Annotated in this window: 14 protein-coding genes and 4 pseudogenes; 8 read left to right on the forward strand and 10 right to left on the reverse strand. The window is 58.9% G+C overall.

Features of this window, described 5'->3' with window-relative positions:
- Positions 1-34: 34 nt before the first annotated feature.
- The 3 genes and pseudogenes from CO676_RS20410 to CO676_RS20420 all read right to left on the reverse strand — a co-directional run bounded on the left by CO676_RS20410 (position 35) and on the right by CO676_RS20420 (position 3,085).
- Positions 35-295, reverse strand: a complete 261-nt coding sequence (locus tag CO676_RS20410) for a hypothetical protein (RefSeq protein ID WP_097522406.1) — start codon at positions 293-295, stop codon at positions 35-37.
- A gap of 730 nt (positions 296-1,025) precedes the next feature.
- Positions 1,026-1,999 (reverse strand): annotated as a pseudogene (locus tag CO676_RS20415) (MBL fold metallo-hydrolase).
- A gap of 87 nt (positions 2,000-2,086) precedes the next feature.
- On the reverse strand, positions 2,087-3,085 hold the full coding sequence (locus CO676_RS20420; protein WP_097522487.1) for a LysR family transcriptional regulator: 999 nt from the start codon (positions 3,083-3,085) through the stop codon (positions 2,087-2,089).
- Positions 3,086-3,219: 134 nt separating this feature from the next.
- On the opposite strand from CO676_RS20420, the gene CO676_RS20425 reads away from it, so the two are divergent.
- Positions 3,220-4,005 carry an alpha/beta hydrolase gene (locus CO676_RS20425; protein ID WP_097522407.1) on the forward strand — a complete coding sequence of 262 codons (786 nt, stop codon included), beginning with the start codon at positions 3,220-3,222 and terminating at the stop codon, positions 4,003-4,005.
- 222 nt (positions 4,006-4,227) lie between these two features.
- Here the strand turns inward: CO676_RS20425 and CO676_RS35345 are convergent.
- The 3 genes and pseudogenes from CO676_RS35345 to CO676_RS20445 all read right to left on the reverse strand — a co-directional run bounded on the left by CO676_RS35345 (position 4,228) and on the right by CO676_RS20445 (position 5,769).
- Positions 4,228-4,805: pseudogene (locus CO676_RS35345) on the reverse strand (tyrosine-type recombinase/integrase).
- A gap of 204 nt (positions 4,806-5,009) precedes the next feature.
- Positions 5,010-5,426: pseudogene (locus tag CO676_RS20440) on the reverse strand (alpha/beta hydrolase); the annotation flags it as partial.
- Positions 5,427-5,562: 136 nt separating this feature from the next.
- Positions 5,563-5,769: a hypothetical protein gene (locus CO676_RS20445; protein ID WP_041414189.1), complete on the reverse strand. Its 207-nt coding sequence runs from the start codon at positions 5,767-5,769 to the stop codon at positions 5,563-5,565.
- A 300-nt stretch (positions 5,770-6,069) separates the two neighbouring features.
- Here CO676_RS20445 and CO676_RS20450 point away from each other — a divergent pair, with 300 nt between their 5' ends.
- The 3 genes and pseudogenes from CO676_RS20450 to CO676_RS37025 form a co-directional block, all read left to right on the forward strand.
- On the forward strand, positions 6,070-6,786 hold the full coding sequence (locus CO676_RS20450) for a Crp/Fnr family transcriptional regulator (protein ID WP_097522409.1): 717 nt from the start codon (positions 6,070-6,072) through the stop codon (positions 6,784-6,786).
- A 263-nt stretch (positions 6,787-7,049) separates the two neighbouring features.
- Positions 7,050-7,349 (forward strand): DUF982 domain-containing protein, encoded by a 300-nt coding sequence (locus tag CO676_RS20455; protein WP_097522410.1) that lies wholly within the window; start codon positions 7,050-7,052, stop codon positions 7,347-7,349.
- A 559-nt stretch (positions 7,350-7,908) separates the two neighbouring features.
- Positions 7,909-8,120: pseudogene (locus CO676_RS37025) on the forward strand (hypothetical protein); the annotation flags it as partial.
- A gap of 143 nt (positions 8,121-8,263) precedes the next feature.
- Here CO676_RS37025 and CO676_RS20465 read toward each other — a convergent pair.
- Positions 8,264-8,659 (reverse strand): Ohr family peroxiredoxin, encoded by a 396-nt coding sequence (locus tag CO676_RS20465; RefSeq protein ID WP_097522411.1) that lies wholly within the window; start codon positions 8,657-8,659, stop codon positions 8,264-8,266.
- 341 nt (positions 8,660-9,000) lie between these two features.
- On the opposite strand from CO676_RS20465, the gene CO676_RS20470 reads away from it, so the two are divergent.
- The 4 genes from CO676_RS20470 (at position 9,001) to CO676_RS20485 (ending at position 11,772) form a co-directional block, all read left to right on the forward strand.
- Positions 9,001-9,357 (forward strand): hypothetical protein, encoded by a 357-nt coding sequence (locus tag CO676_RS20470; RefSeq protein WP_097522412.1) that lies wholly within the window; start codon positions 9,001-9,003, stop codon positions 9,355-9,357.
- A 110-nt stretch (positions 9,358-9,467) separates the two neighbouring features.
- The gene (locus CO676_RS20475; RefSeq protein ID WP_097522488.1) at positions 9,468-9,785 is read left to right on the forward strand and encodes a hypothetical protein; all 318 of its coding nucleotides are present in this window, start codon (positions 9,468-9,470) and stop codon (positions 9,783-9,785) included.
- Positions 9,786-10,100: 315 nt separating this feature from the next.
- Positions 10,101-11,168, forward strand: coding sequence for a diguanylate cyclase (locus CO676_RS20480; protein WP_179875572.1), 1,068 nt, complete (start codon positions 10,101-10,103; stop codon positions 11,166-11,168).
- A gap of 295 nt (positions 11,169-11,463) precedes the next feature.
- Positions 11,464-11,772, forward strand: a complete 309-nt coding sequence (locus CO676_RS20485; RefSeq protein WP_014763509.1) for a PilZ domain-containing protein — start codon at positions 11,464-11,466, stop codon at positions 11,770-11,772.
- Between the two features lie 55 nt (positions 11,773-11,827).
- On the opposite strand, the gene CO676_RS20490 is transcribed toward CO676_RS20485, so the two are convergent.
- The 3 genes from CO676_RS20490 to CO676_RS20500 all read right to left on the reverse strand — a co-directional run bounded on the left by CO676_RS20490 (position 11,828) and on the right by CO676_RS20500 (position 14,376).
- Positions 11,828-12,469 carry a ThuA domain-containing protein gene (locus CO676_RS20490; RefSeq protein ID WP_097522414.1) on the reverse strand — a complete coding sequence of 214 codons (642 nt, stop codon included), beginning with the start codon at positions 12,467-12,469 and terminating at the stop codon, positions 11,828-11,830.
- Between the two features lie 77 nt (positions 12,470-12,546).
- Positions 12,547-13,209 (reverse strand): GntR family transcriptional regulator, encoded by a 663-nt coding sequence (locus CO676_RS20495; RefSeq protein ID WP_245424376.1) that lies wholly within the window; start codon positions 13,207-13,209, stop codon positions 12,547-12,549.
- A gap of 147 nt (positions 13,210-13,356) precedes the next feature.
- Complete coding sequence (locus CO676_RS20500) at positions 13,357-14,376, reverse strand: TRAP transporter substrate-binding protein (protein ID WP_097522416.1); 1,020 nt, start codon at positions 14,374-14,376, stop codon at positions 13,357-13,359.
- Positions 14,377-14,395 lie beyond the last annotated feature (19 nt).

Genomic DNA, 14,395 nt, shown 5'->3' on the forward strand with positions numbered 1-14,395 from the left:
AAAAGCGACGCGCATCCGGCTTCGATGCCCTCTGCTATACGATTCCGGAATGATTTTGCTGTTCGAGAATGTAGGCGACCGCAGCAGCCTCGAACTGCCGGCATTCCGCTTCCGAGCGAAGAAGCGCTTCATCGTCTTTCTGTGCCGCACATCGAAGAGCATCGCGTTCCAGGCACGCAAGCTCGTATGCCTCGCACAGCTTCAGGAATACGAGGTCATGCACCATCCAGGCGCTCTCGCGTAGCTCCGGGGCCGCAAGAAACAGCCTTACCTTGCCTGCCTTCTGCACGTCCATGTCGAACGCCCGCGTTCTTTTTGACGAGTCGGTCGGCGCTGGCCCAAGAACCGGTCGTCGTGCGAAAAAGTTCCCCAAGACGTGCCGGGCGAGTGGCCTGGGCACCAGCGTAGAACAAAATAGTCTGTCGCTGCTTGGGTCCACACCGAATGAATGCAGGAGGATCCGCGATGGACTGGAACCGCGTAGAAGGAAATTGGAAGCAGGTTAAAGGCAAGATCAAGGAAGGTTGAGCACCAACGACCGGCGTACCCAGCGCATTCAGAGGCTGCGGTTCTTCATCGTGCGGGGCCTGCGATCGTTGTAGCCTTGGCTATCGCTGTGGCCGAAAGGCTGTCTCAGAACGCCCCACCACCCTTGGACTATAACACCGTTACGTCAGTGCCGCACTAGCCGGCACAAGTGCCGATTTGAATTGAGCGCCCGGAGACCGAGATGACCAGCGATTTGGAATATCGAAGTATTTCATTCGGTAGGCGTCCTTGTAGAAGATCCGCGTACGGTCAGAGGTGGTGACGGTGCTCATGCTGGTTGCTCCGTTTTCAGAGGTTGTGAGAAGCGAATGGGTTCTCCGGTGCCCCGCCGGGGCCAGACGCAAGCAAAGGCAAAACGGCGGCTCCTGCGCCGGCGACGATAAATGCGCCGCCGAGACACGGAATGTGGATTCTCGTGTTCAGTGTTCGTTTCGCGGGAATGGCTTGTTCTTTCTTGGCTATGATCAAATGGTGTATTACCCGCCAGCACTGTAGTTCGCCGGAACCCAGTCATACTCGTCGCTGTCGGTCCGAACATGGCCAATGCCTGGGAAGGGAAGGTGTGCCCCGGCCACCCAATAGCCGTTCTCCGCGGCGTGAATGAGAGCCCGACGGCGTGTGGCAGCGGCGGCCGGCGAATCCACATCAAAGTCTATGGCGATGTTCGGCTCGTCGAACTGGACGGCATCGCCATGAACGATATCCCCCAGACGACGAAGACTTCGCCCTTGCTCTCCACGACTATGGAGCTGTGGCCGGGCGTATGGCCGGGACGCAGGATCGATCCGAAGCCGGGCATTGGACTGGCGTCGTCGGCGAAGGTGCGCAGGCGATCGGCTTCCATATAAGGTTTCAGGGATGCGATGGCCTCGTGGAACGACTTCTTCGCAGCTTCCGGCGCGTTCGCGAGATTGATCGGATCCAGCCAGTATTCGACGTCTTGTCTGTTCACGTGCACCGTAGCGTTCGGAAATATCCGCTTGCCGGCCACTGTTAGGCCCCCGGAATGATCCGCGTGAATATGCGTCAGGATGACATCGTCGATCTGCGCGGGCTCATAGCCGGAAGCCCGAAGATTTGAACCCAGATGCCCCAATCTCGGCCCCAGCAAGTCACCTGTGCCGGCATCGATCAGGACCAGCTTTGACCCTGTGTTGAACAGATAGGCGTTCACCGAGAGGTCAACCGGCGATTCGAGAAAAGCCGATCTCAAAACCGCGTCGACATGTTCCGCAGTTGTGTTGTTGAAGAACTTTTCCAACGGAACGGGCAAAGTGCCGTCAGAAATGGCCGTGACCTCGATGTCGCCGAGCGCCATGCGATAGAAGGCCGGCGCCCGCAGGTTGGCGAAGGGGGCAGCGGCATAGCCGGGTCGGACCATTAAAGCGCCTGCGGCAGAGATCGTGAAAAGTCCAAGGCCGGCTTGCAAAAAAGACCTGCGCGTCGTCATTATTTCCTCCAGAGGCTGCCCCACCGCGGCGAAGGTGGGTGGCGATTTCCGTGACAATGGAGGTGTACTTCCTTCAAGGAGTCTTGATTAGCGCGCCTCATTGGGATTGATTGTCCCAACGTTGAGACAATCAAGCGGGCGCACGGCCGGCGCGGGGTCAGGCCCGGCTCCCCGGCCATCAATCCGCTTCCGGTCAAGCCGTGGTATGAGGAAGTCCAGGAACGCCTTGACCTTGGGGGGCTGAACGCGCCCCCCGGGCCGAATGGCATAAAGAGTTGGCTCCGGCCCTGCCCATTCGGGCAGGACGCGAACCAGCCTTCCAGCGGCAACGTCGGATTTGACACGCACGTCATTCGTCATAAGCAGACCAACTCCCGCCAGCAGAAACTCGTGAAGTGCGTCTGGATCGCTGGCAACGGCGACTGGTCGTACTTTGAACTGCGACCGTTCGCCGCCGTTCGACAACGGCCATGCCACCAGCGGCCGGTTGAAATAGAACTCCGTTAATAAGCAGGCGTGGTGCGCCAGGTCCGCTGGATGTTGTGGCGTTCCTGCTCGTTCCAGATAGGCAGGGGCCGCATAGATGCTCATCGGCAGAACGCCGAGCCGCCGCGCCGTCAGCGTGGAATCGGGCAAGCTACCTTCCTGGAGCCGAAAGGCGAGGTCGATTTCCTGTGTGACGAGATCGACGACCTCGTGCCCGAGAAGCAGCTGCGGGGCGACCTCCGGGTAAAAGCGGCGAAACTCGGTCAGCTGCGGCGTAAGCACTCGCGTCGCGAGCCAGTATGGTGCCGTGATCCTGAGCCAGCCGCGCGGATGCTGCTGCAGCTCTGCCACCGCGTTCTCGGCGTCTTCGAGGTCCCGTACCAGTCGCTGGCAGTGCTGGAAATAGACCGTTCCCGCTTCGGTGAGCCTCAGGCTGCGCGTTGTCCGATTGAGCAGCTGGACCTGGAGCCGCGATTCCAGCTCCTGTACCTTCCGGCTGACCCGCGTCTTCGGCACCTTGAGCACGCGCGCCGCCGCGGTGAAGCTCCCTTCCTCCACCACTTTCACGAAAGCAACCGTATCGGTGAAGTCGCGCAGCATCGGAGTCCCCCAGAACATACGCATTGTCTTTGAATTCGGGACATTGATGTCTGAAACCGCCCGATAATCAAGAGACCTTCCCCGGGCTAAATGATGATTGTCCCATCAATGCAATATCCAACTGGAGAACTGTCATGATCAAATCCCTCGCTATCGCCGCCGGTGCGCTGACGCTTTCTGCAACTGCCGCCCAGGCACAGAGTGCGCCTGTCCACAACATTGTGATCGTCCATGGCGCCTTTGCCGACGGCGCCGGATGGCGCGGCGTCTACGACCGACTGACGCGCCGCGGCTATCAAGTCTCGATCGTCCAGAATCCGCTTACGTCGTTCGAAGACGATGTGGCCGCAACCCGCCGCGTGCTGGCCCGGCAGAATGGGCCGGCCATCCTTGTTGGTCACTCCTATGGCGGTAGCGTGATCACGGAAGCTGGCGACGCTCCCAATGTTGCGGGCCTCGTCTATGTCGCCGCCTTCGCGCCAGAAGTCGGCCAGTCAACGCTGGACCAATATGCCGAGGTTCCTCCCCCGCCGAACTTTCAACCCGATGTGCAGCCAGATGGCTTTGCCTTCCTGAAAGCTGAAACGTTTAAAGATGGCTTTGCCGGGGACACCCACAATGCTGACGCCGCATTCCTGCGCGACTCCCAAGTGCCGATCGCAATGAAGGCGCTTGAAGCCAAGGTGACCACCGCTGCGTGGAAGACCAAGCCGAGCTGGTACATCATTGCAACCGAGGACGGCGCCATCGCGCCCGAACTGCTTCGGAGCACCGCCAGCCGCATCGGGGCAGTGACGACCGAGGTGAAGGGGAGTCATGTGGTGTTCCTTACCCGGCCAGAGCCTGTAGCCGATGTGATCGAACAGGCTGCTAAGGGTGCTGCGTTGGGCGAAACTGCGGTGGCACCGAACCAAGATTGATCGGTCGTAGCTCCGAGCCACGCCAAGGGTTGAGGCCGGAAACGTGCAGGATACGGTACACCGGGAGCGTCACCTGCGCTCCCGGTGTATGGCCGGAAGGTCGGATTAGGGCCAAACCGTGCCATTCATAGGGCCGCAGACAGATGAGCGCAACGGGTCGGCTTCGGCCTTCAGCGGGGCCAAAGAGCGGCGCTTCAATGAGAAGCGCCGCTCTTTGCACTATTACAATTCAACCTGTACAGAGATAGCGAGCGCGTCGTCGACCTCGATTCCGAGGTATTGTACGGTGCTCTCCAGCTTGTTGTGGCCCAGCAAGAGTTGGACGGCGCGCAGATTGCCCGTCTTCCTGTAGATGTGCGCCGCCTTCGTCCGTCTCATCGAGTGTGTGCCGTAGCGTTTGGGATCAAGCCCGATGCTGGACACCCTATACTGCCGCGTCGACAGATGCGGCAATACGTGCACGCGGCTCGGAAACAGGTATCCCGATCACCGAGCCTGCGACTGCCAATCCATGCACCGACAGCCTCCCGCGTTTGATCGGTCAGTTCGAATTGCACGGGTCGGCCGGTCTTCTTCTGAATGATGATCGCCCGGTCGCGAACCCTCCCGGAGATCGAAACGTCGCCAACTGAGATCGCGACGAGATCACAAGCTCGTAATTTGCTGTCGATCGCGAGATTGAACAGCGCCAGGTCGCGCACTGCACCCAACATCTGGAGGCGGGTGCGGATGGCCCAGACCACCTTCGGCTTTAATGGAGGCTTCTGACCGATGATGCGGCCCGAGTTCCAGCTAGACATAGCCTTCCTCCCGAAAGCCACCCTCCACACCGCAGCGCTCACCTTCGAGCGGACGGATCGTACTTCAAGAAGTGATTTTTTAGGTGGGAGGCGGAAGTTCGTGCAAGCACCATCTACGTCGGCACTTGCGCCGACCGGAAAAGGTCGCGGCGTCTTATGCGCTCGTGCTCTGGCGAAGATGCGGGATCGCTGCGATCCGCCTCTTCAGATACGGTTCTGGGCGTCGTTAAAGCGCTCCACGAACCGGATAATGTCGTCGACCATCGGTGCGTCCCAAAGATCATTGTGACCGAAGCCGTCGTAGATCAGCATTTGCTTGGGCTTGGGTGCGATTTCATATAGCGCCTCGCCCGAGGAAAGCGGAATGACAGGATCACGTCGACCGTGGATAAACAGCTTCGGTTGCCTGACCTTCGCTATTCTCAGATCGGAGCGGAACGGATTCTTTATAAGGAGTGCAACCGGGAAGTAGGGGTAGATCGACTGAGCGAGCGACAGCACCGACAGGTAGCCAGAAACGAGAATGACGGCGACAGCCAGTCTTCGCCGCGCAATATCGACCGCGACGCCGCTTCCCAACGATTGGCCTAGAAGAATGATCTGGCTTTCAGATTCTGCGGAATGCGGGCTCTCTGGGAGAGGTAGGTCGCGCCGACGAGGGACACAAAGGCGATAAGGAGTTTTGCGGTGCTCACGACGTCATCCCCGGACGCCCAACCGAGTGCCTCAGCGCCAGAGTGATCGGCTTCAGGGCGCCTCAACACCGCTTCGCTGCGGCCGCTAAACCTGTGGTGTCGCGGATCCCGGACTGGTAGGCATCGATCAGCTTCGCAGCAAGGACTTGAGCTTCCTCCGACTTCAGCGGCAGAGCCCGCAATTGCAGTTCGCTTCGGAAAATTCTCTCGATCATCTTGAGCTCGTCAGGCCCGATTGGGTCGAAGCTCCAAACTCGCTCGGATTTCATCAGCTTTTCCTCTGTGCCCGGCAACGCCGAAGGGTCGATGCTGGCGCAAAGTCTACGCCACTTCACCAATATGGCGAGTCATTAGAGCGCCTAGCGGATCAAGGGTCCGGAACCGTACGAACGAGGAGATCAGTCTGATGGGAAAAACAAAATTAGCCGACGGTGGCTCTGCTATTCCAATTACTCGGGGCGCAGATTGGCGGCGCGCAGCCGGCATGCTAATGTCCTATCCGTTTCGGTTATAGCGGAGCGGTCGGCGAGGCGCTGCGGTGGCCGGCTCCGCAGCCTAGGGGAGCGGCTATGGCAGTTCCTTCCCAAGCTTCGCTCAACAATCAGTTGCTGACCCTGCTCCCAGAGGCCGACTATCGCCAGATCGCGCCCGATCTCGCCTCTTTCAATGTGGCGCGAGGGGCGTTGCTGGCAAGGGCTGGCGATCCCATCGAGCATGTCTACTATCTCACATCCGGCATAGGCTCGCTGGTCGCCTCCACTCCTGAAGGCAACAGAGCAGAGGCGGGCATCTTCGGGCGTGAAGGTTACATTCCGACCTCTGCCGCGATGGGTGTTGAGCTCAGCGTCCACGACGTCATCATGCAGATCGAGGGAGATGCTTACCGGATGGAGTTCACCGCATTCCGGAAGTGGATGGATCATAATCGGAACTTCGCCAGGGTGATGATCCGATGCATCGAGGCCTTCTCGATTCAGCTTACGTACACTGCCATTTCGAACGCCGTGCACGGGGTGGACGAGAGATTGGCGAGATGGCTGCTGATGTGTCATGACCGTGTATCAGGCGACGAAATTCCTCTGACGCATGAATTCATTTCGCTGATGCTCGCCGTTCGTCGTCCAAGCGTCACCACGGCGCTGCATGTTTTGGAAGGAAACGGCTTCATTCGCTCCGTCAGGGGGAACATCATCATCCGGAACAGACAGGCCCTCGAGGAGTTCGCCCGGGACGCTTATGGTAAGCCGGAAGCGGAATACCAGCGGCTTATGACAGGGCTTTTCTGATTCCGGAAGAAGGTCCCCAAGTCGCTCGCCAGCAGATGTCGTCGCGCTCACCCTCAGCGCTCAAAAAAAGCCCCTCGGAACATTTGCCGAGGGGCAGGCCATCAACGTGCAAGCCATTAGTGTGCGGTTTTGTAAAGTAGGGCACGAATCGAAATTGCTCCATCCTCGCTCGTCCTGCGTACGAAATCGGACCAAAGGCTCGGGCGGTGGAACGACACGTGCGCCTCCTGGTTGGATAGCAGGTTCATAGAAGGGAGGTCTCAATGAAGGAGATCCCCTGGCGCATAGCCCTTTCGGTAAGACTTCAAAACGGCATAGAGCGACGGTTCTGTGGCCCGTATGACGCCCTCGACTTCCTCGAACACGAGTGGCCGAACCACGGAAGACGTTACTACCAAGCAGTCAGAGATTGCCGTGCGGCGTTGTCGAGGCTTCAAACAGCCGAGGTGGCAAGGCTATCATTTATCGATGCCTGTATAGAGGCATCGATGCCATTTGCGGAGACCCGTGGCAGTCACACTCCGGCTCTACGTAAGGGCACGTCTGCGCGTCGGCGGTACTGACACGAAACTAGCGTGAATTCCCGACCGCACCCTCGAGCCTCTTTGAAGCTACGCAGACGATTTGTATACGCATAGTCTGAATTTCGCCTGTGGTGAAATCAACCTCCATCGCGCGTCGGGGCGGGAGGTAGATTTATTCCGCCGGGCGGCCAAGCGATGGCAACCGGGTCCCTCAAGACGCCTGCAGATAAGGCGCCGCGGCGCGCCCATGGCGACAGGCCGTCACGTCCTCGCAGGTCCATTTCTCGCGCGCCAGCGTCCGCTCTTGCGGCCAAGACCTGTCAACGCGCCTGACCCACCGAACGACGGCAATGGGTCGGAAGTGTCGGTTGAACGAACGTCTCAAAAGTCCGCATGGCCGTCAATCGTGCTGGCCGCAGCGGGCGACTGCTCATCACCCGAAAGCGGTGTCCCGCCTCTGCACCAACGGGGCGTCGGATATCGCCTCTTCTCACTCGCTCATGCGGTTAGAGGTTGCGCGATAGCATCGGCCATTCGAGGAGGTAAATCGATGACATTCGTGCCGACGTCGAGAGGAAAACCGACAGAAGACACCAACGTAGCGGTAGGGGCCGGTGATCGGCGCTCTGGTCGGCCTGGTCGCCGGGATCATTTTCTCGTCGGATTCCGGTCTAGGAGCGGCTGTCCTCAATTGCCTGATTGCGTTCCTTGCCGGCGGCTCTGGAGGCGTGGTCGCGGGGGGGGGAAACGCTGGGAGCGGCGATCGGCGTCATGCGCGGGGTCAGGGTGCCTAAACAAGTCGGGCAGTGAGAAGCTCAGTCATCGCCGCCCCGGCCGCAGGGATAGCCTCGATCGAAGGAAACGCCGGGTCTGCTCTACTTCGCAATTCCGGACGGAAAAACGCTGCACATTTTTCCTGAAATTGCCCTTAGCCTGCAGACCCGACCGATCTATCAGACGAGGTTGATCGAAACGTCGATGTTGCCGCGCGTCGCCTTGGAGTAGGGGCAGATGCCGTCCGCCGCATCGACCAGTTCACGTGCCAGTTCGCGATCGACGCCCGGCACGCTGACATTGAGGCGCGCCCGCAGGAAGTAGGAGCCGTCGTCGACGTTCAGATCGATCTCGGTATCGATCTCCGCATCGGCGGGGAGCTTGATCTTTTTCTGCGAGGCGGCGACCCCGACGGCTGCGATGAAACAGGCCGACCAGGCGGCGCCGAACAGCTGCTCGGCGGCCGGGTGCGGCTGAGCCAGCCTGAGGTCGAGCTGTCCGTCGCTACTCCGCGTGCCGCCGTTACGGCCGCCGGTGTTGTGAGTCTTGCCGGTGAAAAGAAGATTCTCGGTCATGCTGTAATCCTTTCTGGTTCGTTCCACTCGTTCCGATTTAATCGGATGCGAGCTAAATAGCCGGCGTGAGGGCTAATGTCAAGCGGATACGATTTAATCGGATCCGAATAAGACGAAAGTCGGGTACCAGCCATGTATTGGAGCGAATGTGGGCTGCAAAATCACCAAGACAGGGCTAAATTAGAGAGTGATAAAATATTGCAGCCCGGCCGAGGTCGGGGCAGCGTGGCCCCATAGGCCGGCCTTTCTTGCGCCGTGCCGTTACCGATAGACGCAACAAGCCCCGCGGGGTTTGCGACATTTACTTTGATCAGCGCAGCAGTTCGTTCGAGGAGGCGTCGATGACTTCCGCACCCCTGACACTGTCCGCCATCGCAGTTGCCGTCATATCGATGGTTCTTGTCGTTCCGGGCGACGCCCATCAGGCCGGCAGCGGCTGGACCTATCCTCCAGCCTGTTGCAAGGACGAAGATCTCGGAGGAGACTGCGCCGCCATACCCAGCTCAGATGTAAGAAAAGGCACCCGCGGCTTCTCCGTCACCCTGCTTCCGGGGGACCATCACCTCGCCACGAGAAGCCACCGGTTCTTCATCCCCTATGGAGACGAGATTCCGTCCGGGGACGGCAACTATCACATCTGCCTTCATCCGACCGAGGACAACCTAAACTGCTTTTTCGCGCCGCCTGATAATGTGTGACGCGATGGGAGACGCATGATTTGCGAACCGGTGTGGTTGAAATTAAATCTGTGTTCAACTTTTAGAGATATTCGTGCGAGGCATTGTTGATTTCACATGAGTTGATATTGATGAGCGTATTTCAAAACAAAGCTGTTCGCCTGATGGCTACCTGTGAAGCGGGGTCTTTGAATGATCTGGCAGAGCGCCGGAGGAAACTCTTGCTTTCGGCACTGGAACTCTACCGAGCGATAGGGGGATCGTTCGAGCAGCTCGAGGCGGTCATAATGCGCGATGAAGCGGAAATTCCCCGGCGCGTTGACGTGGTTCTCGGCGATCTGATGAGCGAATTGGCGGCTATTGGCTACGTCTACGACCTGGACATCATGCAGGCCGCGCACAACACGCTTGACAGCAGGCGCCAAGAGGCGGCCGATCTCGCAGGCTGACGGCCCTCCAGTGCCGCGCTCATTGTGAACGCGTGAGAACGTCACCGTTAGACGGCCTGCAGCCTTCAACATCAAGCAAACCAAGCCGCTATAGAATGGCATTTGCCGGTGGACTTCACCAATTCTTAAATCGCCCAGTTTTACTCTGAGTTGTCTGATGGGATGCATCTAGCGCCAATACAGCCGCATGAACGCGGGTCGGACACGACACTCCTGCCGCCGTAAATCCTATGCGAGGTCCTGGCCTCACGCCTACCCGTTCGACGTCGTCATGGGCGCCATTGCCTGCGACGTTTCTTTGAAAGGCGCTGCATGATGGCAATTGTGAATTCCTCTTCCAAACAACTTGCGCTGCAGAATCGCAAGGAACTTTTCTACAATGTATTTGCAACCTTGAACCGGCTGGAGATCGACGCATCTCCGGTGAACTACGAGCTCCTGTACGAGATCGTCAGCGGCAACAATCCGGAACTTCGTGAGAAATTCGCGCGGCTAAACAAGCCGATTTCCGAAGAGGAACTCGAGACGCTGGCACGAACCTATCTGCCGCATCACTTCGGGAAATCAATCCATGACCAGTCCGCAAATCGCCTGCAGAGCGAATTGACGACGTTGAAGGAGTCGCTGCTGTCGGGCCAGAACTCGCTATCCACCTACACCAGCATGCTTGGCCAGGCGACCGGCAAGATCTCCGCGGTCGATCCGCGCGACATGAATACAATACGGTCGGAGCTTCAGGCGATCCGGCAGTTGACGGAAGTGCAGCACTCGGCGAACACGCAGATCCTCGAGCGCGTATCGAACCAGATATCGGCCGTCGCGGAAATCACGAGCGATGTGGATGAGTTCGAGCGGACAAAGTTCACGCATCTCGTCACCAGTCTCGCCAACCGGCGTGGCTTCAACAAGAAGCTGGCCGAACTCTATGGTGGCCAACACTATCCCGACGGGGTGTCACTTCTTCTCTGCAATCTTCTGGTCCTCGAGCCCTTCGACGCCAAGGAACTCATCAAGGTAAAGGAAGCCATTTTGGAGCGCTTAGGATTCGCTGTGTCGCGCGCAGTCCAGGCCACCGACTTTGCCGCCTGGCTCGAGCGGCCACAGATTGGCATCCTCGTCTGGATGACCGCAGAGGCGGAAATCCAGAAAATGGCGGACCACCTTCGCAAGAGCTGCCTTGCGGCATTGGACAGCCGCCAGGCGAAGATGCCTGCCGTCGTCGCCCGGTTCGGCTGCAGCACCACCTATGACGCGAACACGGCCTCGGAACTGGTCGGCCACGCGGAAAAGGCCCTGCAGACCGCCACAGACGCGGCAAGCGACAAGGTCGCGTTCTTTTCTGCCGGCGGCGCCCGCAAAGATTGGATGCTCTACCGCGGATGACCGACAGGACGGGGCTTTTCTGCATTACAGTAAAATCATGTCGAATTGCAGTTCGGCCAGCGAACAGGTGAGTAGGCGCGAACCTGTCTACGAACTCAGGACCCTAGGTTCGGATCGGCCCTAATGTAACAATGTGTTGCTTTGAATAAAGTGCAATAACGATGAATCGGTAGCTGCACGGCGATAAGGTATAAGAACTATATAACTGATTAATGTTGGTTAGAGTAATCGCGAGGATTATTCGTTGATTGACGATTTTGAATATAAGACTACCAAATAAATCAGCGAGGAAGCTATGCCGTACAAAGACAGTGTTCAGCGTGTTTCTCCGAGAAACGCGACCCAGATAACCGGGAACGTCAGTTGCAAGACAGGATCGAGCAACGGGATCGTCAAGGATCTTTCTGAAGAGGGGATCTGCTTTCAGCTCTTTTTCGACATCGGCGCCCGCACCGGACAGGAGGTCACGATCCGCAGCGCAGAGCTCGGCCTTCTGACCGGCATTGTCCGGTGGAACAGGGGAGACCGCATAGGTATCAAGCTCAAGCTCTCATCCAACACAGCGGCGCAGATCGCGTCATACTATAAGTTTTTCAAGGGCTGACGAGGATACAGGCGAGTTTCTCGATTGGCCGATCGGCTGAGTCGATCGCGCGCCATTAACGGGCTGCCCAGTTGGCGCCGCGCCGGAAGAGCGTCCTCATTTGCGGGACATCGAACTCCTTTGCCTGGTGGCCAAGCGAGGAATAAAAGACGCGGCCACGACCATGCTTCCGCTTCCAGACGACGGGCATGACAACACCATCGATCCAGTCGGCGTGATCGCCCGTGAACCGCGTCGTCGCCAGCACCTCGTTCGACGGGTCGACATGCATGTAGTATTGCTCTGACCTATAGGGAAAGTCGGTGATCCCTTCCATCACCGGATCGTCCGGCCGCGTGATGTTGACGGTGTAGTCGATGATGTTACCGGGATGGGCGACCCATTGGCCGCCAATGATGAATTGATATTCGACGCATTCGCGGAAGCTGTCGCCTGCACCGCCATGGTAGCCGGCAAGGCCGACGCCGTTCTCGATCGCGGCCGCCAGATTCTGGATCTCCTCCTTCTCAATCTTCGACATCGTGACGATCGGCACGACAAGGCTTAAATCGTGCACAGAAGGAGCGGCGAAGGCTTCGCTGCCGTGCTCGACATGGACCTTGAAGCCGTCCTCCTCGAGCATGTCCTTGATGATGGCCGCACATTGCTGCGGCTCGTGGCCGCTCCAGCCGCCCCAGACGATCAGTGCTTCACGCATGGTCTTCCCCCTCATTCCTAATTGCCCGGCCGCAGATCGGTGGCTCCAACAGAGAGACCGGACACCCGGTGTTGGGATCAGAGTTTTAGCGCCGCCGTGTATGTCTTGGCGGTGTCCGTCACGTGGATCCGCATCAGCCGCTCGAATTCCTCGAAGGCGCCCTTTTCAAAAAGTTCGACGAATGCACGGTGTTCCTTGAAGGAGCGAGGTGTCTGCACGTCGATCGGGGCGCTGTAGTTGGTCCTGAGGGCCGCGACGCGCCCAGCCACCAAACGGTAGGATTCCTGGATGTAGCGATTTCCGCAGTGATTGACGAAAGTGTCATGAAAGGCCGTATCGGCGCGACCATAGGCGACCTTGTCCTTCGCTCCTACGGCCTTCTCCATCTCGCCGATCACCGTTTCGAGCTCGGCGAGCGTGCCGGCCCGGTCGTTCCGGTAGGCCAGCCTGGCTGCCTGGGGCTCCAGAATGGCGCGGAACTCGCAGAGCATGGCAATGTCCTCGGCATCCGGGCTGAAGACGAAGCTGCCGACCTGGGGGCGGATCACAACGAGCCCCTGCAACTGGAGCTGGTTCAGGGCTTCCCGAACGGGCGTTCGGCTAATTCCGAAGGATTGCGCCAGCATCTCCTCGGCGATGACGGCGCCAGGCGGAAACTCGCCCTCGATGATCGCCTTTCGCAGGCGCGACGCCACCTTCTGGGCCAGAGATTGTGACGGCTCGAGCTTCAATGACGGCATGGCAGGATCCATTTACAGGCGATTGCCGCCGCTAGAGAGATCCGATCCGGGTCGGCCCGGCTTGCGGCGGCACGCCAGAGATATATACACAGCGCCTGATGGCGACAAGCCGTACCGGCGCCGTGCGGATTGGCTTCCGGAAGGGGGTCATTCTCCCCGGATGCGCTTGAGCTCGCCGAAGACGAGGTCGAGCGTTTCGGGTCCGATCGATGCCGCATGGCGCTCGGAGATCACCTTGAGTTTGTCGCGTAGCCGCTCCATCTCTTCGGTCGTGATCTCGTTGACCTCCATTCCCTGGTCCTTGAGGTTCGCCAAGCTGACCTCGGACTTCTCCCGGTTGACCTTGCGCTGTTCCTTCTGGCCGACCAGGGCGCATTCCTTGAGGACGGTTTGCTCCTCCGGCGAGAGCCCGTCCCACACCTTCTTGGAGAACAGCACCAGTGTCGGGCTATAGGCGTGTTTGGTGAGCGTCAGATACTTCTGAACCTCGTAGAACTTCATGTTCTCGATGTTGTTGAACGGGTTCTCCTGGCCGTCGACCGTTCCGGTCTCGAGCGCGGAATAAATTTCCGAAAAGGCAAGCGGTACTGCGTTGGTGCCGAGCTCCTTGAACGTGTCGATGAAGATGTTGTTCTGCATGACGCGCATCTTCACACCCTCAAAGTCCTCGACCTTGGTGATCGGGTGGCGCGAATTGGTGGTGTGGCGGAAGCCGTTCTCCCACCAGGAGAGGTTGACCGCGCCGACCGCCGGCAGCTGGTCCGAGAACCAACCGCCGACCTTGCCGTCGAGCAACTGGTCGGCTTCCTTCTCGTCGTTGAACAGGAAGGGCAGATCGAAGACGCCGAAAGACGGGATAATCGAGGTGAGCGGAGCCGTCGACGTCAGCACCATCTCGAGGGATCCGGTTCGAACGCTTTGGGTCGCAGTCAGATCGTTGCCGAGAGCGCCGTCCCAATAGGGCTGGATCTTCATCTTGCCGCCCGTTTTTTCGAGCGTGCAAGCTCCCATGGCGGCAAGGCCGTTGCCCATGGGATGTTCCTTGCTGACGCCGTTCGAGACGCGGATCGTCCGCTCTTCGAACTCGGCCTTGGCCGATCCCGCGGCAAACAGCGTCGAGGCGGCGATGGCCGCCGCAAGGCCGGTTTGTGTGATGAGCATGCGCATTGTTCAATCCTCCCTATGA

Origin of the sequence: Sinorhizobium sp. BJ1 (assembly GCF_002531555.1) — a bacterium.
GTDB classification, from domain to species: domain Bacteria; phylum Pseudomonadota; class Alphaproteobacteria; order Rhizobiales; family Rhizobiaceae; genus Sinorhizobium; species Sinorhizobium fredii_B.

Bases quoted from the DNA above. Each gene is read 5' to 3' on its own strand.
- CO676_RS20410 (WP_097522406.1), bottom strand. From the start codon at position 295: ATGGACGTGCAGAAGGCAGGCAAGGTAAGGCTGTTTCTTGCGGCCCCG.
- CO676_RS20420 (WP_097522487.1), bottom strand. From the start codon at position 3,085: ATGCTGCGCGACTTCACCGATACGGTTGCTTTCGTGAAAGTGGTGGAG.
- CO676_RS20425 (WP_097522407.1), top strand. From the start codon at position 3,220: ATGATCAAATCCCTCGCTATCGCCGCCGGTGCGCTGACGCTTTCTGCA.
- CO676_RS20445 (WP_041414189.1), bottom strand. From the start codon at position 5,769: ATGAAATCCGAGCGAGTTTGGAGCTTCGACCCAATCGGGCCTGACGAG.
- CO676_RS20450 (WP_097522409.1), top strand. From the start codon at position 6,070: ATGGCAGTTCCTTCCCAAGCTTCGCTCAACAATCAGTTGCTGACCCTG.
- CO676_RS20455 (WP_097522410.1), top strand. From the start codon at position 7,050: ATGAAGGAGATCCCCTGGCGCATAGCCCTTTCGGTAAGACTTCAAAAC.
- CO676_RS20465 (WP_097522411.1), bottom strand. From the start codon at position 8,659: ATGACCGAGAATCTTCTTTTCACCGGCAAGACTCACAACACCGGCGGC.
- CO676_RS20470 (WP_097522412.1), top strand. From the start codon at position 9,001: ATGACTTCCGCACCCCTGACACTGTCCGCCATCGCAGTTGCCGTCATA.
- CO676_RS20475 (WP_097522488.1), top strand. From the start codon at position 9,468: ATGAGCGTATTTCAAAACAAAGCTGTTCGCCTGATGGCTACCTGTGAA.
- CO676_RS20480 (WP_179875572.1), top strand. From the start codon at position 10,101: ATGGCAATTGTGAATTCCTCTTCCAAACAACTTGCGCTGCAGAATCGC.
- CO676_RS20485 (WP_014763509.1), top strand. From the start codon at position 11,464: ATGCCGTACAAAGACAGTGTTCAGCGTGTTTCTCCGAGAAACGCGACC.
- CO676_RS20490 (WP_097522414.1), bottom strand. From the start codon at position 12,469: ATGCGTGAAGCACTGATCGTCTGGGGCGGCTGGAGCGGCCACGAGCCG.
- CO676_RS20495 (WP_245424376.1), bottom strand. From the start codon at position 13,209: ATGCCGTCATTGAAGCTCGAGCCGTCACAATCTCTGGCCCAGAAGGTG.
- CO676_RS20500 (WP_097522416.1), bottom strand. From the start codon at position 14,376: ATGCGCATGCTCATCACACAAACCGGCCTTGCGGCGGCCATCGCCGCC.